The organism is Seminibacterium arietis (assembly GCF_042675725.1).
GTDB classification, from domain to species: Bacteria; Pseudomonadota; Gammaproteobacteria; order Enterobacterales; family Pasteurellaceae; genus Seminibacterium; species Seminibacterium arietis.
In genome coordinates, this window is record NZ_JBHTJN010000004.1 from 283,114 (window position 1) to 307,013 (window position 23,900).

General features: G+C 36.5%; 16 protein-coding genes and 1 tRNA gene. 4 read left to right on the top strand and 13 right to left on the bottom strand.

The window, feature by feature from the left end; all coding sequences use genetic code 11:
• Window positions 1–65 precede the first annotated feature (65 nt).
• A complete protein-coding gene (mfd, locus tag ACFQ02_RS02280; protein ID WP_380818736.1) occupies window positions 66–3,503 on the bottom strand; it encodes a transcription-repair coupling factor in 3,438 nt (1,145 codons plus the stop codon).
• 143 nt (window positions 3,504–3,646) lie between these two features.
• A complete protein-coding gene (gene dauA / locus ACFQ02_RS02285; RefSeq protein WP_380818739.1) occupies window positions 3,647–5,377 on the bottom strand; it encodes a C4-dicarboxylic acid transporter DauA in 1,731 nt (576 codons plus the stop codon).
• A gap of 176 nt (window positions 5,378–5,553) precedes the next feature.
• On the opposite strand from dauA, the gene ACFQ02_RS02290 reads away from it, so the two are divergent.
• A tRNA-Ser gene (locus ACFQ02_RS02290) sits at window positions 5,554–5,643 on the top strand.
• 160 nt (window positions 5,644–5,803) lie between these two features.
• Here ACFQ02_RS02290 and ACFQ02_RS02295 read toward each other — a convergent pair.
• Both ACFQ02_RS02295 and ACFQ02_RS02300 read right to left on the bottom strand, forming a co-directional pair.
• Complete coding sequence (locus ACFQ02_RS02295; protein ID WP_380818742.1) at window positions 5,804–6,820, bottom strand: porin; 1,017 nt, start codon at window positions 6,818–6,820, stop codon at window positions 5,804–5,806.
• A gap of 232 nt (window positions 6,821–7,052) precedes the next feature.
• Window positions 7,053–8,240 (bottom strand): FAD-dependent oxidoreductase, encoded by a 1,188-nt coding sequence (locus ACFQ02_RS02300; RefSeq protein WP_380818745.1) that lies wholly within the window; start codon window positions 8,238–8,240, stop codon window positions 7,053–7,055.
• Between the two features lie 183 nt (window positions 8,241–8,423).
• Here ACFQ02_RS02300 and miaB point away from each other — a divergent pair, with 183 nt between their 5' ends.
• Window positions 8,424–9,848, top strand: a complete 1,425-nt coding sequence (gene miaB, locus ACFQ02_RS02305) for a tRNA (N6-isopentenyl adenosine(37)-C2)-methylthiotransferase MiaB (RefSeq protein ID WP_380818748.1) — start codon at window positions 8,424–8,426, stop codon at window positions 9,846–9,848.
• Between the two features lie 86 nt (window positions 9,849–9,934).
• Here the strand turns inward: miaB and rnb are convergent, their stop codons facing one another.
• The 3 genes from rnb to ACFQ02_RS02320 form a co-directional block, all read right to left on the bottom strand.
• Window positions 9,935–11,917, bottom strand: coding sequence for an exoribonuclease II (gene rnb / locus ACFQ02_RS02310; RefSeq protein WP_380818751.1), 1,983 nt, complete (start codon window positions 11,915–11,917; stop codon window positions 9,935–9,937).
• 67 nt (window positions 11,918–11,984) lie between these two features.
• Entirely contained in the window at window positions 11,985–12,773 is a 789-nt protein-coding gene (locus ACFQ02_RS02315; RefSeq protein ID WP_380818753.1) for an enoyl-ACP reductase FabI, read from the bottom strand.
• Between the two features lie 94 nt (window positions 12,774–12,867).
• Complete coding sequence (locus ACFQ02_RS02320) at window positions 12,868–13,623, bottom strand: Nif3-like dinuclear metal center hexameric protein (protein ID WP_380818755.1); 756 nt, start codon at window positions 13,621–13,623, stop codon at window positions 12,868–12,870.
• 119 nt (window positions 13,624–13,742) lie between these two features.
• Between ACFQ02_RS02320 and rlmKL the strand changes: the two genes are divergently transcribed.
• Window positions 13,743–15,890, top strand: coding sequence for a bifunctional 23S rRNA (guanine(2069)-N(7))-methyltransferase RlmK/23S rRNA (guanine(2445)-N(2))-methyltransferase RlmL (gene rlmKL, locus ACFQ02_RS02325; RefSeq protein WP_380818758.1), 2,148 nt, complete (start codon window positions 13,743–13,745; stop codon window positions 15,888–15,890).
• Window positions 15,891–15,970: 80 nt separating this feature from the next.
• Here rlmKL and xerD read toward each other — a convergent pair whose 3' ends face one another.
• From xerD to proC, 3 genes are read right to left on the bottom strand one after another with little or no spacing between them, the layout of a single operon-like run.
• Window positions 15,971–16,864 carry a site-specific tyrosine recombinase XerD gene (xerD, locus tag ACFQ02_RS02330; RefSeq protein ID WP_380818760.1) on the bottom strand — a complete coding sequence of 298 codons (894 nt, stop codon included), beginning with the start codon at window positions 16,862–16,864 and terminating at the stop codon, window positions 15,971–15,973.
• 5 nt (window positions 16,865–16,869) lie between these two features.
• Window positions 16,870–18,033, bottom strand: coding sequence for a 3-phenylpropionate MFS transporter (locus tag ACFQ02_RS02335; RefSeq protein WP_380818762.1), 1,164 nt, complete (start codon window positions 18,031–18,033; stop codon window positions 16,870–16,872).
• On the bottom strand, window positions 18,033–18,848 hold the full coding sequence (proC, locus tag ACFQ02_RS02340; protein ID WP_380818765.1) for a pyrroline-5-carboxylate reductase: 816 nt from the start codon (window positions 18,846–18,848) through the stop codon (window positions 18,033–18,035). The genes ACFQ02_RS02335 and proC overlap by 1 nt, the downstream gene beginning before the upstream one ends.
• Window positions 18,849–18,918: 70 nt before the next feature.
• Between proC and rdgC the strand changes: the two genes are divergently transcribed.
• Complete coding sequence (rdgC, locus tag ACFQ02_RS02345) at window positions 18,919–19,824, top strand: recombination-associated protein RdgC (protein WP_380818768.1); 906 nt, start codon at window positions 18,919–18,921, stop codon at window positions 19,822–19,824.
• A gap of 83 nt (window positions 19,825–19,907) precedes the next feature.
• On the opposite strand, the gene ACFQ02_RS02350 is transcribed toward rdgC, so the two are convergent.
• From ACFQ02_RS02350 to ilvA, 3 genes are all read right to left on the bottom strand, one after another.
• Complete coding sequence (locus ACFQ02_RS02350; protein ID WP_380818770.1) at window positions 19,908–21,131, bottom strand: LysM-like peptidoglycan-binding domain-containing protein; 1,224 nt, start codon at window positions 21,129–21,131, stop codon at window positions 19,908–19,910.
• Between the two features lie 141 nt (window positions 21,132–21,272).
• Window positions 21,273–22,061, bottom strand: a complete 789-nt coding sequence (locus ACFQ02_RS02355) for a glycosyltransferase family 32 protein (protein ID WP_380818774.1) — start codon at window positions 22,059–22,061, stop codon at window positions 21,273–21,275.
• 265 nt (window positions 22,062–22,326) lie between these two features.
• On the bottom strand, window positions 22,327–23,862 hold the full coding sequence (ilvA, locus tag ACFQ02_RS02360) for a threonine ammonia-lyase, biosynthetic (RefSeq protein ID WP_380818778.1): 1,536 nt from the start codon (window positions 23,860–23,862) through the stop codon (window positions 22,327–22,329).
• Between the last annotated feature and the right edge of the window lie 38 nt (window positions 23,863–23,900).

The window sequence follows — 23,900 nt, forward strand, 5'->3', positions numbered from 1 at the left end:
GCGATCTATCAACATTTTTTCTTACTGATTTGATTGTTCTATTCACTCACAGTACATATTTAGGCTTAATCAGCTAATTTTTGTATTAAATCTGCAATAAAATTCAACCGCTCTTGATGACTCTCTAAATTTTTATTTATACGAAATTTAGTTGGACCATCAAATCGATACACCTTAGGATCTTGTTGAATTAGTTGTAGAAATTTCATTGGATCTAGTTCTGCGTTAGCACTAAATTCAATAAATCCACCTTGTGCAGTAAAGTCGATTTTTGTCATTAAAAGTGATTTTGCTGATAAACGTATTTCTGCCACTTTTAATAAATTTTTTGCAGGTTCTGGTAATAAGCCAAAACGATCAATTAATTCAACTTTGAGATCATCTAGTTCCTGCTTGCTTTCTGCTCCTGCAATACGTTTATAAAAAGACAAACGCATATTCACATCACCTAAATAATCTTCAGGTAAAAGCGTTGGTATTCGTAAATCGATTTCAACTTGCTGGCGAGTGAGTTCATCTAAGGAGGGTTCTCTTCCTGCTTTCAATGTATCAACCGCACTTTCTAGTAATTCCATGTACAAAGAAAAACCTATGCTCTCAATTTGACCACTTTGTTCATCACCAAGTAATTCTCCTGCTCCTCGAATTTCAAGATCATGAGTTGCTAACACAAAACCAGCCCCAAGATTATCTAAATTTTCTAAAGCGTCTAAACGTTTTATTGCATCTTTTGTCATCATTTTTGGATGTGGTGTCAATAAATAAGCATAGGCTTGATGATGAGAACGCCCCACTCTTCCACGCAATTGATGCAATTGAGCTAATCCAAAATGATCCGCTCGTTCAATAATAATGGTATTCGCAGTGGGTACATCGATCCCTGTTTCAATAATAGTAGAACAAACTAGCACATTAAATCGCTGATGATAAAAATCTGACATAACCCGTTCAAGTTCACGTTCCCGCATTTGCCCATGACCAATAATAATGCGAGCTTCTGGCACAAGTGCGGTCAGTTTTTCTGCACAATTTTGAATACTGGCAACATCGTTATGTAAATAATAAACTTGTCCCCCTCGCAAAATCTCTCGCAAAATAGCTTCACGAATAATTAAATCATCTGTTTGTCGCACAAAAGTTTTAATACTTAAACGACGAGCGGGTGGAGTAGAAATAATAGATAAATCGCGAATACCGTTCATCGCCATATTTAAAGTTCGTGGAATCGGCGTAGCCGTTAACGTTAAAATATCGATATTAGCACGCAATTGTTTGATTTTTTCTTTTTGTCGTACGCCAAAACGATGTTCTTCATCAATGATGAGCAATCCTAGATCGCTAAATTTGACATCATTTTGAATTAACTTATGTGTGCCAATTAAAATATCCACTTTGCCATCAATAACGTTCTGTAAAATCTGTTTTTGTTCTTTTGCTGTTTTAAAACGAGAAAGGACTTCTACATTAACGGGCAAGTTAGCAAAGCGATCTTTAAAATTTTCATAATGCTGTTGTGCTAATAAAGTAGTAGGGACCAATACTGCCACTTGCTTGTGATTCATTACAGCTAAAAAAGCTGCTCGCATTGCTACTTCTGTTTTACCAAATCCAACATCACCACAAACTAAGCGATCCATTGCTTTTGCTTGACACATATCAGAAATTACCGCATTAATTGCCATTTTTTGATCTGCGGTTTCTTCAAAAGGGAAAGTGGCTACAAATTGTGAAAATTCATCACGATCGTAATGAAAAGCAAAGCCTTTTTGCACTTCTCTTTGAGAATACACATCAAGTAATTCTGCCGCTACATCCCGAATCTTTTCCGCTGCTTTTTGACGAGTTCGTACCCAAGCGTCACTGCCTAATTTATGTAACGGAGCATTTTCATCTGAACCACCTACATAACGGCTAATCAAATGCAATGAAGTAACAGGCACATAAAGTTTAGATTGATTTGCATATTCCAATAATAAGAATTCTGCATTAATACCGCTATTTTTTAATGTAACTAAACCACCATAACGACCAACGCCATGATCTAAATGCACCACTGGCTGCCCAATTTTCAACTCCGCAAGATGACGAATCAATGTATCAGGATTTACTATTTTACGTTTATCTCTCGTACGTTGTTGTACCCGCTCACCCAATAAATCCGTTTCACAAATTATCGCAAGATCATTTTCATCAGCATGTAAAATAAAACCTTTTTCTAAACTTGCGATAAATAGACCGCACTTTGTTTCACTTGCTGTTAGTTGTTGAAGCTGTTTTGGTTTTAATTTGAGTGGTGATAGTAAGTCAAGTAACGTTTCACGTCTTCCTTCACTTTCCACAACAAAAATAATATTCCCCTCAAATTGTTCAATAAATTGGCGTAATGCTTTTAGCGGTTCTTTTTGTTGAGATTGTAAAGCCACATCAGGCAATGGAGAAACAGGTAAATTCTTTTGTTTGATTGATTGACGTACAATTTTTTCTGCTCGTAAATTGATAACAGGATAATTTTTCAACAAACTCTGAATTTGTTGAATGTTAATCCAAAGCTGATTAGGTTCAAGTAAAGGTCGCATAGGATCGACTCGATAGCTCTCATAGCGTTTACAAATATCTTGATAAAAACGCTCTGCTTGAGTTTGATTATGCTCATAATTAACAAACAATGTATCCGCTGGCAAATATTCAAATAATGTTGCCATACGATCAAAAAATAAAGGTTGCCAATATTCAATTCCTGACACCCAAGTACCTTTACTGATTTGCTGATAGATATGTTCAGGATCACGGCGAATTTCACTAAAAGTACTACGAAACTTACCACGAAAAAATTCGATACCCTTACTATCAGAAGGAAATTCTCTTGCTGGCAATAAATTAATAGCATTAATTTCTTTTAAAGTACGCTGTGAATCCACGTCAAAAGTGCGAATACTATCAATTTCATCATCAAAAAAGTCTAAGCGAAAAGGCTCGTCACTTCCCATAGGAAATAAGTCTAACAACGCTCCTCGCACCGCATATTCACCATGTTCCAACACTTGCTCTACTGCTCGATAACCAGCATTTTCAAGCTGTAAACGCAATTTATCGATTACCAAAGTATCACCACGTTTAATTAACAGCACATTGTGTTGTAAAAATTCAGGCGGGCAAACTAACTGCATTAGCGTAGTAATAGGCACAATAAACACGCCTTGTTTACTCTGTTGTAGATGAAATAACGCACTTAAGCGAGCCGAAATGATTTCCTGATGAGGCGAAAAACTGTCGTAAGGTAATGTTTCCCAATCTGGAAATAGCGTCACTTGACAATCTGACAGCTCTCGCAACACTTTTTCTAAATGTACCGCACTTTTTACTTCATCAGTAACAACTACAGTCAAACCTTTATAGCGTTGGGCGATTTCGGTAATAGTTAAGGCTTCACTGCTGGCGATCACATTAGCAATAATTTTGTGATCTTTCGCTTGAGTTGGAATATTAAGATTAAAATAGCTCATAAAGTGCGGTGCTTTTCAATATTTATTTAATTGCGGGCTAGTGTAGCGTAAATTACAATATTTGCAAGAACATACTGTTTAAAAAAACAGTAAAATACAAACTAGTAAACTAGCAAAATTGTATTTTACGCCAAACTAAAAACTTACTGTAAAGATCGAATTTTATTGCACACATCATCAAGATTAGAGGCAAAATTTATTCGATTAATTTCACTTATTTTATTAGAACGTACAATCATGCGTAGCGGTTGAAACTGCATATTGCACATATAAAGCTGCTGTTGTGGTTGCATATGCTGTACAAACCGAGTAAGAGCTTGAATACCTCCCATATCTAATACTGTCACCGCATCACATTGCAATACAATATGTTTAATTGAGTGTGAAGAAGTGCAAGTTTTTTCGTGTAAATCTGCAAATAAGTTATCAGCAGCCGCAAAAAACAAAGGACCACTAATACGATATATTACTGTTTCAGCCAGATCTTCTGGCACGGCTTGTTCTAAAGATTTCGTCATTTCCGCAATAGTGCGAATGAATAATAAACTCGCAAACAACACACCAACAGTAATCGCAATGACCATATCAAATATCACTGTTAAAATTAAACAAGTGATCAATACCGCAACTTCATTAGGACCAGAACGGCGAATCAATTGAATGATTTGTGGAATATCCGCCATATTCCATGCCACTAATAACAATAATGCTGCCATAGAAGATAGTGGCAAATAAGATAAGGCTTGAGCAAAAAACAACAAGGCAAACAGCACCAACAAAGCATGTATCACGCCTGAAAGTGGTGAAAATCCGCCCGATTTCACATTTGCCGTAGAACGTGCTATCGCGGCAGTTGCAGTAATTCCGCCTAAAAAAGGCGATACAATATTGCCTAATCCTTGTGCTAATAATTCGTTATTAGAATGATGTTTAGTACCTGTCATATTATCTAAAATCACCGCACATAGTAAAGATTCTATCGCCCCTAAGATTGCCATCGAAAAAGCGGCAGGTAATAAGGTTTGGATGCTGTGCAAATCCCAATTAATCGTTTCTCCTTGCGAGTTGGGAATATTCCATGGCAACACAAATTCAGGCAATACATCGGGAATGCCGTAGCCTGTTGTGCCATCGGATAAAGTGTAACTAAAGGCGGTGCCAATCGTTTTTACTTCAAATCCCATTGACGCTAACAACAACGAAAGCAATGTACCAATTACTACCGCAATCAAATGTCCTGGTATTCGTAAACGCAATCTATACCATTGTGTTAACACTAATAATGTAACGCCACCCACTATTGCATCTGCCCAGTTGACAGTTGGAAGTGCGGTAAAAATCGCTTGTGTTTTACCGATATAATCTGCGGGTAGCTGTGTAACCTGTAAGCCTAAAAAATCCTTGATTTGTAAGGTTGCAATGACAATACCAATACCGCAAGTAAATCCTAAAGTGACAGGTAGCGGAATATATTCAATTAATCGCCCTAAACGAAGTAATGCCATTAGAATCAAAATGATACCTGATAGCAAAGTTGCCATTAGCAAGCCACTTAATCCGAATTGTTGAGTAATTGGATATAAAATCACCACAAAGGCGGCAGTTGGACCCGAAATATTAAACCGTGAGCCACCCGTTACTCCAATCACAATGCCTGCTACAATTGCGGTATATAGCCCATGTTGCGGTGCAACTCCACTTGCAATAGCCAACGCCATTGATAACGGAATCGCAATAATACCGACCGTCAACCCTGCAATAATATCTCTTGCTAAATGAGTTTTGCTATAGCCTGCTTTAAAGCTGTCTTTTAATGCACTGAAAGGTTTTACAGCGAGGAATACGTCTTTAGTTAAAAACCATTTTTTTAACATAGTTGATTATTTGATAGAAATTAAGAGGCTTTATTTTAGCTTAAATTAATGCCGAGAAGAACTATTGTTTACTTATTTTGCCTTAAAAATGCTGTTGGATTACCCAACCAGAGCAATAAAAATAAAAAACACTTGACGAAATTAATCAAAAAATTTATATTTTCGCCCTATCCTTTGGTGAGATGTCCGAGTGGTTGAAGGAGCACGCCTGGAAAGCGTGTATGTGCGAAAGTGCATCAGGGGTTCGAATCCCCTTCTCACCGCCATGTCTTAAGCGACTAGCCGTTAACTCAATATCAAAAATTTGCCAAAACGCACCGCACTTTTAACATCATTTAATTATAGCAATAACGTTGAAACGAAAAGCAAAAAATAAAAAGCCGCTTTTAAGCGGCTTTCAACAAGTAATGTTATTGCACTAACAAATTAGAACAATACACGTAAACCAGCGTGAACAACTTTTTCTTTACCGTCTTTGCTCATGTCAGCTAAACCAACTTCACCTTTTGATTTACCGCCTTCTAAGTAAACAAGAACATTTTTAGCAAATTTGTGATCTGCACCAACAAACCATCCTTTAAGTTTACCTTTAGTTGTTTTATCAGCTTTAGTAAGTTTACCGTTACCCCAGTAATATTGACCGTAAATTGAGTTCACGTCAGTGAATTGATATTTAGCACCCACTTCAAATAGGTCACGTTTTAATTTTCCAGCTTCTGTTGAAGGAGTACCTTTTTCGTTAGCCCAGTTGAAAGCAACAGCTACAGGACCATGAGAAACTTCTGCACCCACTGCTAATCCTTTTAATTTATGACTTTCAACTTTATCAACTTTGTGTTCAGCAATACGTTTTTGGCTATACGCTGCGATTAAATTCACACCGAAATCATCATATGAAGTTTCGTATTTCGCACCTACAACAAAACCATCTGCATTCGGTTCTCCTTTCTTGTTAGAACCACTGAAGACATAGTCAGCTTCTAAAGTAAGACCGTCTAAATCAGGTGATTGTAAACGAATTACTTTGTCACCAGAAGAAATAACAGTATTTGCACCAAAACCGTTGTAAGTGTAGTCTGCAACAGTAACATCATCACCGATAGTTAATTGTTTACCGAATGTTAATGTACCGACGTTATCATGTTTTAATCCTGCATAGAGGCGTTTTAATACAATATCTTTAAATTCATTATTTTTATTACCGAAACGTAATTCAGCAGCACCTAATGCACTAAAACCAGTTCCTAATTCTTGTGATGCATCAATACGGAAACGAGAACCGTTGTCATACAAATCTGTACGTGTTTCTTTTGTTTTAGAAACAACTAAAGCAACACGACCGCTTACACCAATTTTAGTGCCATCTTGGTTATACACCACAGTGGCGTTTGCTGAAGTTGCGGCAACCGCTGCAACTGCTAATGCTACTAATGTCTTTTTCATAATAAAATTCCTTACAGAATCAAAAATAATAATAACACAAAAGCAGGCTTGAAACTCAAGCTTACTTTCACGAAAAGCATTGCTATATTTTCAGAAAATATATAGCGTGTCAACGAAAAAAAGAAAAAGTTCTTTCAATTTAGTGATCCAGATCACAATTATGATAAATTGTTTTGTTCATTATTAAAGCGATTATCATACCTATCACGATTACCGCTTAAAAAACATACTGTTAAAATGGCAACGATGCCAATCCCAAAGCATATTTCAACGCCTGTTTTTTCACAAATCCTGCTCTATTAATCGCTAACAATGCCACATTACGAGCAATTTTGAGCGGTAAAATATCTTCTTTAAAACTTTTATAAAATAAATCCATCGCTGATTGCATCAACAAATTATCGGCTTTACGTTGCCGTTGATAGCGTTTTAATACTGTATCAGATGCAAAATTTTGTTGATTTTTGACCGCACTTTCTAGCACCTCGAGCAATGTTTTGACATCCTTAAATCCTAAATTGACCCCTTGCCCAGCTAGAGGATTAATCGTGTGTGCTGAGTCGCCCACTAGCACCACGCCTTGTTTGAAATAATGTTGTGCGTGACGGCGGATTAATTCAAAACTGCCCGCACACTGCACGCTAACTTTACCTAAACGTGGCGGAAAATAATGATGAATTTGTTCTGCCAGTTTTTCTGCTGAAAGCGTACTAAGCTGCCGAATTTTTTGTGGGCTGTCATACCACACTAAACAAGCCTGATGATTGCATAAAGGCAAAAACGCACGAGGACCTGTTGGGTAAAATTGTTGCCATGTAGTATCTTGCTGTGGTAATTCAGTGTTGACCACAATCAACATGCAATTTTGTCGATACTGCCACCCCGTTAACCCAATGCCTGCTAATTGGCGAAACTGTGAATTCGCCCCATCAGCTGCAATCACTAACGGTGCGGTATAAACTTCATCATTTTCTAAACGAATTTGCCAGTTTTCACCGCACTTTTCACTCTGTTTAACGGAAAACCCAACACTAGTTGTCACATTTTCAAATTGAGTTAGCGTTTTCCATAACCCTAACTGAATCACATTATTTTCTACCATGTAGCCTAATTCAGATAAATTAAGCTGTTCGCTACGAAATGAGATTGAAAATCCGTCAATTTCCCACGTTTCTAGCCCTTGATAAGGACAAACTCGCATTGCTTCAATATGTTGCCATGCACCGAGTTGCTTTAATAAATCGACTGATGCAACGCTAACGGCGGAAATCCGCAGGTCGTAAGGCATGTCGTGGCAAAAGTGCGGTAGTGGTGAACGCTCAATTAAATGAATTTGTAATCCTAATTTTGCTAATTCTACAGCACAAGCTGCCCCCACCATACCGCCACCAACAATAATGATCTCTTTTTGCTGTTGCATTTTTAGCCCCTTTGTTTTTATGCGTTACACTTGATTTTTGCTTTACTCACTTTAAGTTTGTATTCTCTATTCTACTCATTCCAACTAAAATTCAAAAGAAAATCTGATTTAGACTAGCCACCATCAATACAAGGCTGTAAAATAGCCAATCAATTTTTTATCGGATAATTTATTTACTGCTATATGACGCAAAAATTACATATTAAAACTTGGGGCTGTCAAATGAATGAGTATGACAGCTCAAAAATGGCGGATTTACTCAATAGTACACACGGCTTTGAATTAACAGAAATTCCTGAAGAAGCCGATGTATTGTTGCTAAATACTTGCTCGATTCGTGAAAAAGCACAAGAAAAAGTGTTCCATCAGTTGGGGCGTTGGAAAGAATTAAAGAAAAACAATCCTGCACTGGTAATTGGCGTGGGGGGCTGTGTGGCTTCACAAGAAGGGGAGCATATTCGCACTCGAGCTCCTTTCGTTGATATTATTTTTGGTCCGCAAACGCTACATCGTTTACCTGAAATGATCAATCAAATTCGTGGCGGTAAAAGTGCGGTAGTTGATGTCAGTTTTCCTGAAATCGAGAAGTTTGATCGCCTGCCTGAACCAAAAGCAGAAGGACCAACCGCTTTTGTTTCTATTATGGAAGGTTGTAATAAATATTGCTCATTCTGTGTAGTTCCTTACACTCGTGGAGAAGAAGTAAGCCGCCCACTCGATGATGTGTTATTTGAAATAGCACAATTAGCAGAACAAGGCGTGCGTGAAGTCAACTTATTAGGACAAAATGTGAACGCTTATCGAGGACCAACTTATGATGGTGGAATTTGCACTTTTGCTGAATTGTTGCGTTTAGTTGCTGCAATTGATGGCATCGATCGCTTACGCTTTACGACTAGCCACCCAATTGAATTTACTGATGATATTATTGAAGTGTATGCAGATACGCCTGAATTAGTCAGTTTCTTACATTTGCCTGTGCAAAGTGGCTCAGATCGTGTGCTAAATATGATGAAACGTGGTCATACTGCTATTGAGTATAAATCGATTATTCGTAAATTACGAAAAGTTCGACCGCACATTCAAATTAGTTCTGATTTCATCGTCGGCTTCCCTGGAGAAACGGATCAAGATTTTGAAGATACAATGAATTTAATTGCTCAAGTCAACTTTGATATGAGTTTTAGTTTTGTTTATTCTGCTCGTCCTGGCACACCAGCAGCAGACATGCCTGATGATGTAACGGAAGACGAGAAAAAACAACGTTTATATATTCTACAACAGCGAATTAACAATCAAGCGGCACAATTTAGTCGTGCGATGCTCGGCACTGAACAACGTGTATTAGTTGAAGGTCCGTCCAAAAAAGACATTATGGAATTAACAGGTCGAACAGAAACGAACCGCATTGTAAACTTTGTTGGAACGCCTGATATGATCGGTAAGTTTGTCGATATTAAAATCACTGATGTATTTACCAATTCTCTTCGTGGTGATGTGGTGCGTACTGAAGATGAAATGGGATTACGCATATCACAATCGCCACAAGCTATCATCAATCGCACTCGTAAAGAAGATGAACTGGGTGTTGGTCGCTATGTTGCGTAATAGAAAATGTGAGTGTTAAACATAAAAAAGAGCGGAAAAAATACCGCTCTTTTTAATAGATGTTTTTAATAGGTGCTTACTCTAAACTAAACTGCAATATCACCAACAATACTGCGGGTGTTCTCTCGTACTTCAATCAATTTTATGCGAATTAAATCACCTAATTGATAGACTTTTTCACCTTGAATATACATAGCAATTTGCTCAGCGTTATATTGCATTTCCTCTTTATTATTGTGCAACATTGGGGCTGGAATAAACACAAATGCTCCATTTTCAAGCAATTGAACTCTCAATCCACCTCGCATAATATCCACAATTTCTGCTTCAAAGTGCGGTTGTTTTGCCATATTTTCTGCAAGATAACGGCAATACAACCAATCTGCAATATCACGTTCTACAAGGCGATTTTGGCGGCGAGCTTCTTGCAACCGTTTCAACGTTTCTGGCTGAGGTTTGTCGTATTGTTGATCTATAATAGTTGCTTTGATCAAGCGGTGATTGACCATATCCGAATACTTGCGAATTGGTGAAGTCCAAGTTGCATAACCATTTAATCCCATGCCAAAGTGCGGTGCGATTTCACTGCTAAATTCAGCAGGTTGCAATAAACGACGCAACCGTAACTGAACATAGTTATTTTGTTGTTGTTCAAGATCGCGTTGCATATCGCAATAACCTGTTAGAGTAGATAAATTTTCTACTGAATAGCGTTCTGCTAACGCTTCTTGACTTTGATCATTCGCTATATGAGTCAGTAAAAATTCATTTGCAAGAGACAGATGTTTCGGATCAAATCCCAAATGTTTGCTAAAAATACCGCATTTTACTTTTTCAGCTAAATATTCAGCTGCACAAATATTTGCAATGACCATTGCTTCTTCCACTATTTTGTGTGCAATTCGGCGATGTTCAGCTTTAATATTAATGATGTTACCATTTTCTGCGAGTTCAAAAGCGTAATCAGGTTTTTCTTTAAATAATAATGCGTTATTTTTTCGCCATTGAATGCGAGCTAAAGCAAACTGATGTAAATTCTCAATTTGTTGCTTAATTTCTGTATTTTCAGGTTGCCATGAATTTTCCACGTTGTCTAAATAATCCGAGACTCCATCATAGGTGAGTTTCGCTTTCGATTGCACATAAGCAGAGACAAAATAAGGGGAATGAATAATATTTCCTGCTAAATCTGTTTCAATATAGCATACCAATGCAGGGCGTTTTTCATTTGGCATTAAAGAACAAAGATCATCAGATAATTCACGAGGCAACATCGGCACGTTGAAACCTGGTAAATAATGAGTAAAACAACGCTGAGCCGCATCTTTTTCAATTTGTGAATCTATCGCAATATAAGCGGTTGGATCGGCAATTGCGACGACTAATTTCCAACCTGTTTGTTCGCTATCTTGTTTTATTGGCTCGATATATAAGGCATCATCCATATCTTGCGTATTGGCACTGTCGATAGTCACAAAAAAAAGTGCGGTCAGATCTTGACGAGATTGCTGATCCAACATCTGATAACTTTCTGCCCCCTGCACAGGATAGCGAGATTGTTGATGACGAGCGAGCGTTACCCACCAAGGTGCGAACTGATCTTCAGCAGAACAAATAAATTCTATTACTTGGGCAAAAAACAAACGATCATCACGCAATGGATGTGTTTTTAGGATCGCTACTACCCAATCCCCATCTTTCAATTTTTGCTCAACTGACTTATGCAAATTTGCCATAATTGGTTGGCTAATCAATGGATGATCTACTAAAAGTGTTAATTTTCGGTCTTTATTCCACCGCACTTTTGCCACAAAACGACTTAGCATTGGTTCAACTAATTCTTTTGGTTCGGCTTGTTCTCTATCTTCAGCTACAGTTTCGATCACTGCTTTGATTTTATCGCCGTGCATCACTTTTTTCATCGCTGTAGGTGGAATGAAGTAACTTTTTTTATCACTGTCTAAAAAGCCATAAGCTTTGTCTGTACCTTTAACAGTGCCTTCTACCCACACTTGGCTATCTCTAATTTGTTGTTTTAATTGAGATAATATCGGGTTATTTTGAAACATAAATAGTTCTCAATAATAAATTGACTAAACAAAAAGGCAGATCAACTCTGCCTTATTAAAAATAAAATTATTCGCCACCTAATTCGCCCATTGCAGTAATACTGAAACCTGCATCCACATGTAATACTTCACCTGTTACACCTGAGGCTAAATTTGAACATAAAAATGCAGCAGAATTACCGACATCCTCTATTGTCACAGTACGGCGTAACGGTGCGGTATGTTCAAAAGCTGCCAACATTTTTTTGAAGTTTTTAATTCCAGAAGCCGCTAAAGTTCGAATAGGTCCCGCAGAAATTGCATTCACACGAATACCATCTTTACCTAAATCGGCAGCCATTACACGAGTAGCAGCCTCAAGAGAAGCTTTAGCTAAGCACATCACGTTGTAATTTGGAATAGCACGCTCTGCACCTAAATAAGTTAACGTGAGCAACGCAGAATTTGGGTTTAGCATTGGGCGAGCTGCTTGAGCCATCGCAACAAAACTATAAGCACTGATGTCATGTGCAATGCGAAAACCTTCTCGAGTTGCGGCATTAACATAATCACCATCGAGTTGGTCTCCTGGTGCAAACGCTATTGCATGGACAAATCCATCAAACTTTTCCCAATGTTTTGCTAAGGCTGAAAAACATTGTGCGATATTCTCATCAGCTGAAACATCTAAAGGTAAGACAATATCGGAATCAAATTCTTTAGCAAATTCTTCAACTCGTCCTTTCAATTTGTCATTTAAATAAGTGAACGCCAGTTCCGCTCCTTGTTCTTTAAATGATTTTGCAATACCGTAAGCAATTGAGCGATTACTTGCTAAACCTGTCACTAAAATTCGTTTACCTGTTAAAAATCCCATTTTCATATCCTATTCTAGTTATTAAAAATTGCACGTAGTATAAGCTAAAAACGATTTTTACACAAAGCAGACCTGAAATTTCACGCTTTGTGATTTAAGCGGGGTTATTTATATCTTTAAATTCAACATCTAACTTATATTCATTTGACAGCCACTCACCTAGTGCTTTGATACCATAACGTTCAGTAGCATGATGACCTGCTGCAAAAAAATGAATACCTTGTTCTCTTGCCGAATGGATAGTTTGTTCAGAAACTTCTCCCGTAATAAAGGCATCTAAGCCTTGACTTGCGGCTAAATCAATATACCCCTGACCGCCTCCTGTACAAATACCAATAGTGCGAATCAAGTGCGGTGCATTTTCACTGCAAACTAAAGGCTTACGTTGTAGCACTTGCTCAATACGATTTGAAAATTCTAAGGCTGTCATTGCTGTTTTAAGCCTGCCCCACACAGGAATACTTACTGTACTTTGCTCCATCGGTTGGAGATTTTCGATTCCAAGCAACGCCGCTAACTGTGCGTTATTACCTAATTCTGCATGAATATCTAGAGGTAAATGATACCCATACATATTGATGTCATGGGATAGCAACGTTTTAATCCGCTTGCCTTTCATACCACGAATACACGGATTTTCACTTTTCCAAAAATAACCATGATGTACTAAAATTGCATCAGCTTGTTGAGTTACTGCATAGTCAATTAATGCTTGTGAAGCAGTCACGCCTGTAATAATTTTGTGAATTTCAGGTTTTCCTTCTACTTGTAAACCATTTGGTGCATAATCTGCAATTTTACTTATTTCCAGCTTGCTATTTAAAATACGTTCTAATTCAATGTGATTCATAAATTTATCTCCCAAGTTGAATTGAATTTTAAACATCAGATAAAAAGATCTCAAGAAAATCGACCGCACTTTTTCTCTCTGTTATAATCTGCCTACCATTAAAATCATGAGAGCTATTTATGAACACACTTTTTGCAACAACTTCTAGAGGATTTGAAGAATTATTAAAAACTGAATTAACTGAACTGGGAGCAATCTCATGCAAAGTTGTGCAAGGCGGCGTTCATTTTAACGGAGACGATGAAACGCTATATCGAGCCTTATTATGGTCAAGACTAGCCTCTCGTATTTTATTACCAATTGCAAGCGGTAAAATCTACAGCGATTTAGATTTATATAGTTTAGTCACTGCTCAAAATTGGACCGCATTTTTTGATGAGAAATCTCGTTTTTTAGTCGATTTTAATGGTACAAATCGTGAAATTCGTCATAGTCAATTTGGAGCAATGCGAGTAAAAGATGGCATAGTAGATCATTTTGAGCGACAAGGTAAAGCGCGTCCTGATGTTGATAAACAAGATCCTGATATACGTATTCACGCTTATTTACATCGTGAAGATCTTATTCTCTCTCTTGATTTAAGCGGAGAGGCATTACACATGCGAGGCTATCGTGAAGATACGGGGAAAGCTCCTCTACGTGAAACTTTAGCGGCAGCTATCGTATTACGTTCAGGCTGGAAAAAAGGCACACCTTTGGTCGATCCTATGTGTGGTTCAGGTACATTGCTCATTGAGGCTGCCCAAATGGAAGCAAAAATTGCACCTCAATTGCATCGTCTTCGTTGGGGATTTGATTTTTGGAAAGGGCATAATCAAATTGCATGGGAAAAAGTTAAAACTGAAGCAATACAATTAGCAGAACAAACTGTAGTAGAAATCCAACCGCACTTTTATGGCTATGATGTCGATAGCTATGTTATACAAAAAGCTAAACGTAATGCTAAAAATGCAGGTGTAGCACACTTAATTCAATTCAAACCTCTTGATGTTGCCGCACTAGATAATCCCGTAAACACGCTAGGGACTGTAATTTGTAATCCTCCTTACGGTGAAAGACTGGGTTCAACCCCCGAATTAGTCGCTCTTTATTCTGTACTTGGCTACCGCTTGAAAAATCGATTTATGGGTTGGAATGTATCTATATTTAGTAGTGATTCGGCGTTACTTGATTGTCTTCGTTTACGTTCTCACCGTCAGTTTAAAGCGAAAAATGGACCGCTAGACTGTGTACAAAAAAATTATCACATTAGCGACAAATTAAAAGCTAACGATAACAAAAATGAAGAATTGCCTGAAAGTGCGGTGGAAATTGCAACTAGTCCACAAGTTGCAATAGATTTTGCTAACCGTTTGCAAAAAAATATAAAGAAAATTGAAAAATGGGCGACACAACAAGGGCTAGATGCTTATCGCTTATACGATGCCGATTTACCTGAATATAATTTAGCAGTAGATCGCTACGCCGATCATATTGTAATACAAGAATATGCAGCTCCAAAAAATATTGATGAAAATAAAGCTCGTCAACGCCTACTTGATGCAGTCAATGCTACTTTATCAGTTACGGGTATAAAAACCGATAAGTTGATTTTGAAAGTACGTCAAAAACAAAAGGGTACAAATCAATATGAAAAGCTAGCTAATAAAGGTGATTATTTTTATGTGAATGAATACGGTGCTAAATTATGGGTAAACTTAACAGATTATTTGGATACAGGGTTGTTTTTAGATCACCGTTTGACTCGCAAAATGCTTGGTGAAATGGCTGCAAACAAAGATTTTCTAAATTTGTTTGCTTACACGGGTTCAGCGACTGTTCACGCCGCTTTAGGCGGAGCAAAATCAACTACAACTGTAGATATGTCAAATACTTACCTCAACTGGGTTGAGCAAAATTTATTGCTCAATGATATTACAGGAAAACAACATAAACTTATCCAAGCGGATTGTTTGCAATGGCTTGCGGAATGTACTGAACAATTTGATTTGATTTTTGTTGATCCCCCAACATTTTCTAATTCTAAACGGATGAAAGACAATTGGGATGTACAACGAGATCACATTGATTTAATGACATCTCTGAAAAAGATTTTACGATCAGATGGCGTAATCGTATTTTCTAATAACAAACGTGGTTTTAAAATGAATCTTGATAGTCTAACCGAGTTAAAATTAAGTGCGGTGGAAATTTCACACAAAACTATCCCTCTTGATTTTGAACGGAATAAACAAATCCATAATTGTTGGTTGATCCGTCATCAATAATGTTTTAGTGACTATCAACCTTTTGTTCTAAATACAGACCAAAAGTGCGGTGAGTTATTTAAATTTTTACTAACTACTTGTTATCCTCTTGGGTGATAACGCTGGTGCATAATTTTTAACCGCTCTTTTGCAACATGAGTGTATATTTGAGTAGTAGAAAGATCGCTATGTCCAAGTAACATTTGTACAACTCGTAAATCTGCACCATGATTAACTAAATGAGTAGCAAAAGCGTGGCGTAGTACGTGAGGGGAAAGTTTATCACTATCAATATCAGCTAAAATTCCATAATATTTTATTCGATGCCAAAAAGTTTGCCTTGTCATCTTACTATTACGGCGACTTGGAAACAAAAAATCAGAAGATTGTCCATTTAATAACGCCCTGCGTCCATAGGATACAAATTGCTTAATCCAATATGTTGCTTCCTCACCTATTGGTACAATACGTTCTTTATTACCTTTACCAATAACTCGCACGACTCCCTGTTGCAAATTTATGCTATCCAGAGTCAACGATACTAACTCTGTTACTCGCAAACCCGTCGCATAAAGTAGCTCCATCATTGCTTTATCTCTCAGTTCTAACGGAACATCAATATTCGGTGCATTCAGCAAATCCGTAACTTGTTGCTCCGTTAAATATTTTGGTAAACGAGTAGGTAATTTAGGTGAACTTAATACCGCACTAGGATCATCAACTCGGTATTTTTCTTGGTATAAGTATTGAAATAGATGCCGTAAAGCACTCAATAAACGTGCTGTACTAGTTGCTTTATAGCCTTGCTCTAAACGAATCCCAAGAAAATGTTGCAAATCTACCGAATCAAGAGTTATCAAGTTCATATTCTGACTCTCAAGCCAATTTGCTAGTGCGATTAAGTCTAAGCGATAAGATTGAATCGTATTAGCTGAGAGATGCTTTTGTAACCAAATTTCATTCAAAAATAAATCAATAAGTGCGGTATCTTTCATCGTATTTATTCAACTTTTCTAATTAAGAAGGCATCTACTTTACGAGGGATCACAAAAATGGCAATAAAAGCAAAAATATTCATTGTAATAAATGCTGTTGCTGGTGAAATTGGATATAGCACTCCAGCCAATGCAGTGAATAATGCAATTGCAGCACAAGCCGAAAAGCCACTATAAAGCCCTTGTAATTTTGCCATCGTATTTTGTGGCTGAGTACTGATATAGCGAATAATAGCGTAATGACTTAACGCATAAGTTAAACAATGTAAGAGTTGAGTAACTGCTATTACGCTAACACTTTCCACATAACTTAATATTGTCCAACGGATTATTGCAGCAATCGCAGAATAATAAAACAAAGTGCTAACTTTTGAAAATTTAAATAATTTAGTAGAAAAGAAAAACAACAGTATTTCGGCTATAACACTTAGTCCCCATAGCAAACTTGTCGTCTGAACCGAAATGCCAATACTTTTCCAATATAGTACGCTATATGAATAATAAGCTGCATGAGAGCCTTGAATAAGAGAAACTGCAATTAATAATCTTAAAGTAGTTTTATTTTTTAATAATTGCATAAAAGAAATGTTAACTTGCTCTACACTTTCCTGCCGATCTTGTGGCAAGGTAGTAGGGGTCCCTATTTGCATAACGGCATAAAGGAAAAGTAATCCTGTCAGCACCCAAACAACAGAATAATCACCAATAAATCCGATAATATTACCAAAAACAACTACGCCCACGACGAAAGCTAGAGAACCAATCAAACGTACTTTTCCGTAGTCTAAATTAATTTGCTGCTGCCACGTAGTGGCAAGTGTGTCACCTAAAGGCATACCAGCCGCATTAATCATAGAAAATAACCAAATAGCAATGCAAAGTAACCAAAAATGTTCTGCAACAACGCTAACAACTAACATTGCAACAGCACCAGCCCATGACAAATATCGTAGTGCATTTAATAAATAAGTAGATTTTTTAACTAATGAAGAAAACAGCAATCCACCTACAAAACGAAACAAATAAGAAGATGCGATAATAAGCCCTATTGTTTCTTCACTATAAGCCTGAGATTTTAACCAAGCAGGAAGAAAAGGCATAAAAACACCGTAAGCACAGTAATAACCCAAAAAACTGAGCGCTAACCAATTAAAAGGAGAGAGTTTCATTAAAATAATTTTTCCATTTGTTGTGAACGAGCAACGCAAGCACTCATTGCTTGTTTAATAGTTTCAGATAGCTGTGCTTGATCAAATACTTCTAATGCTGCCGCCGTTGTACCGCCTTTTGAAGTCACATTTTGTCGTAATAAAGAAATCTCTGTTCGTGGATTTTCAATTACCATTTTTGCAGCACCTAATGCTGATTGCTGTACTAGCAAACGAGCAGTTTCAAAATCTAACCCCATATCCAATAACGCTTTCTGCATGCTTTCCATCAATAAAAAGAAATAGGCTGGACTACTACCTGAACCGGCTGTAACAGCGTGCATTTTTTCTTCATCATCAACCCAACAACTTTCACCTACAGAATTCAATAAATCTTGAGCAAAATTTTTCATTTCTACAGTCACATTCGCTTTAGCAAATAAACCAGCCATACCTGAAGAGACTAATGCTGGCGTATTTGGCATTACTCGAACAATATTTTTTGCTGTTGGCAAAAGAAAACTGAATCTATCAACGGAAATGGCCGCTACAATAGAAATTAGCAATTTATTAGAAAAGTCAACCGCACTTAATTGTTCACAAACTGTAGCTATAATTTGTGGCTTCACTGCTAATAAAACGACTTCAGCACATTCTGCTGCTTTTTTATTATTTTCTGTAATTTCAATACCTTGTTCTGCATAAATAGCTAATTTTTCACGATCTGGATCAGAAACAATAATTCTATTAGCAGGGTAACCTTTCTTTAATAGCCCAAAGATTATCGCTTTAGCCATATTACCACCGCCGATAAAACCTATTAATTTATGCTGCATTTTTTTCTCCAAAATGGGTTACAATAAACGAGATAACATCATTTTACCTGAATAAAAAAAAGGATCTACTATGTGGTTCAAAAACCTGATGATTTACCGTTTAACTAAATCTTTAGATTGGATGAACGAAGACTTCCAATTACAATTGCAACAATGTGCTTTTTCGCCTTGTCATCAATCAGACATGAGCAAATTCGGCTGGACGCCTCCACTACGTGATAGTGAAATGTTACACTTTTCTGTAAATAAACAAATATTATTATTAGCTAAAAAAGAAGAAAAAATTCTTCCTGCACAAGTGATTAAACGTGAGTTAGAAAATCGCATTATAGAGCTTGAACAAAAAGAAAATCGACAATTGAAAAAAGTAGAAAAACAAGCGTTAAAAGATGATGTAATTGCGACATTATTACCCCGTGCATTTAGCAAACTAAAACAGACTGCACTTTGGATTGATACTGCAAATAACCTAATTTACGTAGACGCTGCTTCAAATAAAGTAGCAGAAGATGCTTTAGGACTATTGCGTAAAACGCTAGGTTCATTGCCCGTTGTCCCATTAACGTTTGCTAATAATCCAAGCTTAGTAATGAGTGATTGGATCTGTAATGATACTATTCCTCAATGGCTCATCACTTTAGATGATGCTGAACTTCGTGGCAACGATAATAATTCTGTTATCCGTTGTAAACAGCAAAATTTAAATTCTGAAGAAATCATTTCGATGCTAAAAACAGATAAGCAAATTACTAAATTAAGTTTGGAATGGGAAGAGAATTTAAGTTTTATGTTACAAGAAGATTGTTCTTTAAAACGGTTAAAATTTGCTGATGAAATTAAAGAAAAAAATGATGATATTTTAAAAGAAGATATTGCTCAGCGTTTCGATGCGGATTTTATTTTAATGACAGCTACGCTAAGTAAACTAATAGAAAATCTGCTCAATGACTTTGGCGGAGAAAAAGAGCGGTTTTAAATAGAAATAAAAATAAAAAATATTGATAAATAAAAACTGCGGTTAATTGCCGCAGTTTTTACATAATATGATTCATTCAAATGCTATTTCTTAAATATATAACTACCGTTAGCTTGTCTAATAAAACGGCTACCATTAAGCAAATGAAGCTCCGTTACCCGACCTTCTGAGTTCACTACAACTTTCACTTTATCGCCCGCTTTAAAACTACTTAATATATTGCCTGCGTTTTTTGCTTTTGTCATCGCATTCACATCCGCAATATTTAAATTATTATTCCGAAAAACCTGCATTAGTGAATTACCTTGTGGTATGTTGAGCGTTTTTACATTTGCCTTACTGTTTACTTTAGTTTTTTCTCTTTTTTCTTTATTTTTTGGAATAGGCTTAGCTTCTATTACTGGAGCGGTTACTTTTTCTTCTTTATTCACTTTACTATGCTGTGATGTTGTAGCTTTCACTTCCGTTTTTTGTTTTTGCTCTAATGATTTGTTCGTTACCGTTTTAGTTGCAGGCATTGGAGCTGGTGCTATTACCTGTTTATGAGCTGATGTATTTTCTTCAACTATTGGGCTTTGTTGTACTGGTGTTTCAACTTTTTCTGTGATAACAGCTTGTTGTTGAACACTATTTTCATCAGTTTTATTATCAACCAAACTATCATTAGGAAGATCCGTTTTATCTTCAATATGCTTTGTTAGTAGTAAATTGTTCTGGCTATGTGTTATCTCTAACACATTTTTTGTTGAATCAGTATCATCCAAAGATTGAAATTGCGTTGGAATACTGTGATCAGCTTGCTCAAAATAATGTACAGTTTCTGTATCAGGTTTTAACCATGACATAATTAATAAAATGATGACAATCAGCAATAACACAATGAATACACGACGATATTTTGGTGGTAATTTTTGCAAGATCACCCAATTCTCAGGGCTTTTCAACATTGTTGTTGAGATTTTAGGCTCTTTTTTCTCTCCATTCAGAACAGACGAAGAATTTTCACTCGATGCTGCCTCATTCTCTGCTGTCACAGTAGCAATAACAGGCTCTGTCACATCTTCTTTTTCATTTTCAATTTCAGTAGAGTCAGCTAGATTTGATTTTTTAGTTTTCTCAAGATTGGATTGGTTGTTACTTTTTTTGACAAAACGAAACAAAAGTGAGTTTATTTTTTCCCCAAAAGAATTTGTTGATTCAATAGGTTTTTTCCGAGTAATAGGTTCAATCTGACTGAAACCTAAATCTAATTCCTTTTGTGCTGGCTGATTTTCTGATATTAATTCATTCTCATTTTGCCCGTTCATTATGAAATACCCCAATAATATTAATAAAAAATGTATTTTAACACTATATTCAAAGCACTGTGAGTTTCATTTTAAAGGATCTTCAAGTATTTGACTATAGCACGCCTATTTATTGTTTCGTGCTACTTCTGTCCGTCTCGTTTATTTCAGTAATTCTTCATTTTTCTTATGAATCCATTTACCATATTTTTTATCAATATATTGGAAATATTCATTACTAAAAGTCCCTTGAGAACATGTCAATTTATCAATACGACTATTCACTTGCTGGTCTTGCAAAGCTTGATTCAGTGTCACAGGTCCCGTTAAATAAAAAACACCGCCGTCAATGCGTTTTGCTTCAATATTATCTACAATAATATCTAACGTTCGTTTTAAAAACGGATTACCTTTCTCTGAAGCTAAAAAGAAATTAGTGTATTTATCACGACGAGTGATCACTACTTCTGTATCATCAGGGTGAATAATTGACGACAAACTCCATACTAACTGCCCGTCAATATCCATATACACTCCACCTTCAGAATATAAAACAAAAACTCGCCAAAAATCAGCTTGGGCTGCACCATCTGTTAACTGGCTATAAGCTTTTACAACGCGTTCATCCGCATTCGCTTTTATATATTCCAAACGTTCTTCTGTACTCACATAACGATAATCATAACTCAATGACATTAATCGATTAAACAAATAATTACAGTAAATTGGCAATGTTACTTTATTACTATAATTAGTTTGCCAAATCGTTTTATTAATTTTATTTATCGTCTTTGATTGACATTTTGCAGGGCTAAATTTAGGAATAGTGAACCGTTTTTTAGGAAAAACAAAGTGAAAAGGATAACTAAGAATCTTCACAATGTTACCCAATAATCTAGTTAAACCGTTCGAAATTAGAATTAGAGATTGATATTTTACTTTGTTTTGCATTGACTAACCTCAAAATAAAAAATAACTCTACTAAAATTTATCAAGTTATTAATAATCGCTTATAAAGAAAAATGTGGTTAAATTCAACGTTTATTGATTATTCTTCACTAGTATCTTCGTTAAAATAAAACCTATGACTTTTCTTTCAATAATGTGTTAGCACATAGAGTAGCACAATTAAAAAACAAACTCAGCTTAAAAATTTGATAAAACACACCGCACTTTTACTATCAGTATCTAGCAAAAATGCGGTCATTTTTCTAATTTATCCTAAAAAATACTGATAGGCTGGGCTTGTGCTTACATCTTGATAAGTGTAACCCAACTCTTCTAAGTGTTGGTTGAAACGCAGCTCATCATGTTCATCTAATTGAAACCCTGCAAGCACATTACCATAGTCTGCACCATGAGCACGATAATGGAAAAGTGAAATATTCCAATGAGTACCGAGCATCTCTAAGAACTTCAGTAAAGCACCTTTTTGTTCAGGAAATTCAAAACTATATAACCGCTCTTTGGCTTCACTAGATGAGCGTCCACCAATCATGTAACGAATGTGAGTTTTTGCCACATCATCATCAGATAAATCTATTACCGTATAACTATTTTGTTGCAACATTTTGATAATATCTATCTTTTCTAATTCACCGCTCACTCTAACACCGACGAAAATACAAGCCTGTTTTTGATCTGCATAACGATAATTAAATTCCGTTACTGCACGATCACCTAACAAATAACAAAAACGTAAGAAACTGCCTTTTTCCTCTGGAATAGTTACTGCCAACATTGCTTCATGCTTCTCGCCAATTTCACACCGCTCTGATACATAACGCAGAGTATGAAAATTCAAATTTGCACCTGATAATACATTAATCAAAGTTTCACCTTTGATGTTATGTTCTTTAACATATTTTTTTAACCCAGCAAGAGATAAAGCACCTGACGGCTCAGCTACTGCACGTACGTTTTCAAACATATCTTTCATTGCCGCACAGATTTCATCACTGCTCACTAGTACTACATCATCAACATATTTTTGACATAACCTGAATGTTTCATCGCCAATACGTTTTACTGCTACCCCATCAGCAAACAAGCCAACTCGCTCTAAATTAATAGGCTTTCCTGCTTTAAGTGCTTCATACAAACAAGCCGAATCCTTGCTTTCCACACCTATCACTTTAATTTCTGGAATCAGCTGTTTGATCAATACAGCAATTCCCGCGATCAAGCCACCTCCACCTACAGGCACAAAAATACGATCAATATGAGTATTTTGCTGTAACAGCTCCATGGCTAATGAGCCTTGTCCTGCAATCACGGCTGGATGATCAAAGGGCGGTATAAAAATCATTTTTTTAGTTTCTGCTAATTCAATCGCTTTCGCTTTAGCTTCATCAAAATTTATACCGTGCAATAAGACTTCGCCACCAAAAGATTTTACTGCTTCCACTTTTATAGCGGGTGTATTTTTCGGCATGACAATTAAGGCTTTAAAACCGAGTTTTTTTGCCGATAATGCAACACCTTGAGCATGATTCCCAGCAGATGCGGCAATAACTCCAGCACTTTTTTGCTGTTGGGTTAAACCTGAAATCATTGCGTATGCTCCACGTAATTTAAAACTGTGTACGGGTTGGTGATCTTCACGTTTTACAAAAATTTGATTTTCTAAACGCTCTGATAACTTTGGCATTCCTTGAAGTGGAGTAATTCTAGCCAAATCATAAACTTTTGAACTCAACACTGCTTTTAAATATTCAGCACTCGTTGGCTGATTGGATAAATGGTATGTCATATTTCCTTCCAATTAAAGTGCGGTCATTTTATACCGCA

Excerpts from the sequence above, each read along its gene's own strand:
- mfd (WP_380818736.1), bottom strand. The coding sequence starts at position 3,503 with ATGAGCTATTTTAATCTTAATATTCCAACTCAAGCGAAAGATCACAAA.
- dauA (WP_380818739.1), bottom strand. The coding sequence starts at position 5,377 with ATGTTAAAAAAATGGTTTTTAACTAAAGACGTATTCCTCGCTGTAAAA.
- ACFQ02_RS02295 (WP_380818742.1), bottom strand. The coding sequence starts at position 6,820 with ATGAAAAAGACATTAGTAGCATTAGCAGTTGCAGCGGTTGCCGCAACT.
- ACFQ02_RS02300 (WP_380818745.1), bottom strand. The coding sequence starts at position 8,240 with ATGCAACAGCAAAAAGAGATCATTATTGTTGGTGGCGGTATGGTGGGG.
- miaB (WP_380818748.1), top strand. The coding sequence starts at position 8,424 with ATGACGCAAAAATTACATATTAAAACTTGGGGCTGTCAAATGAATGAG.
- rnb (WP_380818751.1), bottom strand. The coding sequence starts at position 11,917 with ATGTTTCAAAATAACCCGATATTATCTCAATTAAAACAACAAATTAGA.
- ACFQ02_RS02315 (WP_380818753.1), bottom strand. The coding sequence starts at position 12,773 with ATGGGATTTTTAACAGGTAAACGAATTTTAGTGACAGGTTTAGCAAGT.
- ACFQ02_RS02320 (WP_380818755.1), bottom strand. The coding sequence starts at position 13,623 with ATGAATCACATTGAATTAGAACGTATTTTAAATAGCAAGCTGGAAATA.
- rlmKL (WP_380818758.1), top strand. The coding sequence starts at position 13,743 with ATGAACACACTTTTTGCAACAACTTCTAGAGGATTTGAAGAATTATTA.
- xerD (WP_380818760.1), bottom strand. The coding sequence starts at position 16,864 with ATGAAAGATACCGCACTTATTGATTTATTTTTGAATGAAATTTGGTTA.
- ACFQ02_RS02335 (WP_380818762.1), bottom strand. The coding sequence starts at position 18,033 with ATGAAACTCTCTCCTTTTAATTGGTTAGCGCTCAGTTTTTTGGGTTAT.
- proC (WP_380818765.1), bottom strand. The coding sequence starts at position 18,848 with ATGCAGCATAAATTAATAGGTTTTATCGGCGGTGGTAATATGGCTAAA.
- rdgC (WP_380818768.1), top strand. The coding sequence starts at position 18,919 with ATGTGGTTCAAAAACCTGATGATTTACCGTTTAACTAAATCTTTAGAT.
- ACFQ02_RS02350 (WP_380818770.1), bottom strand. The coding sequence starts at position 21,131 with ATGAACGGGCAAAATGAGAATGAATTAATATCAGAAAATCAGCCAGCA.
- ACFQ02_RS02355 (WP_380818774.1), bottom strand. The coding sequence starts at position 22,061 with ATGCAAAACAAAGTAAAATATCAATCTCTAATTCTAATTTCGAACGGT.
- ilvA (WP_380818778.1), bottom strand. The coding sequence starts at position 23,862 with ATGACATACCATTTATCCAATCAGCCAACGAGTGCTGAATATTTAAAA.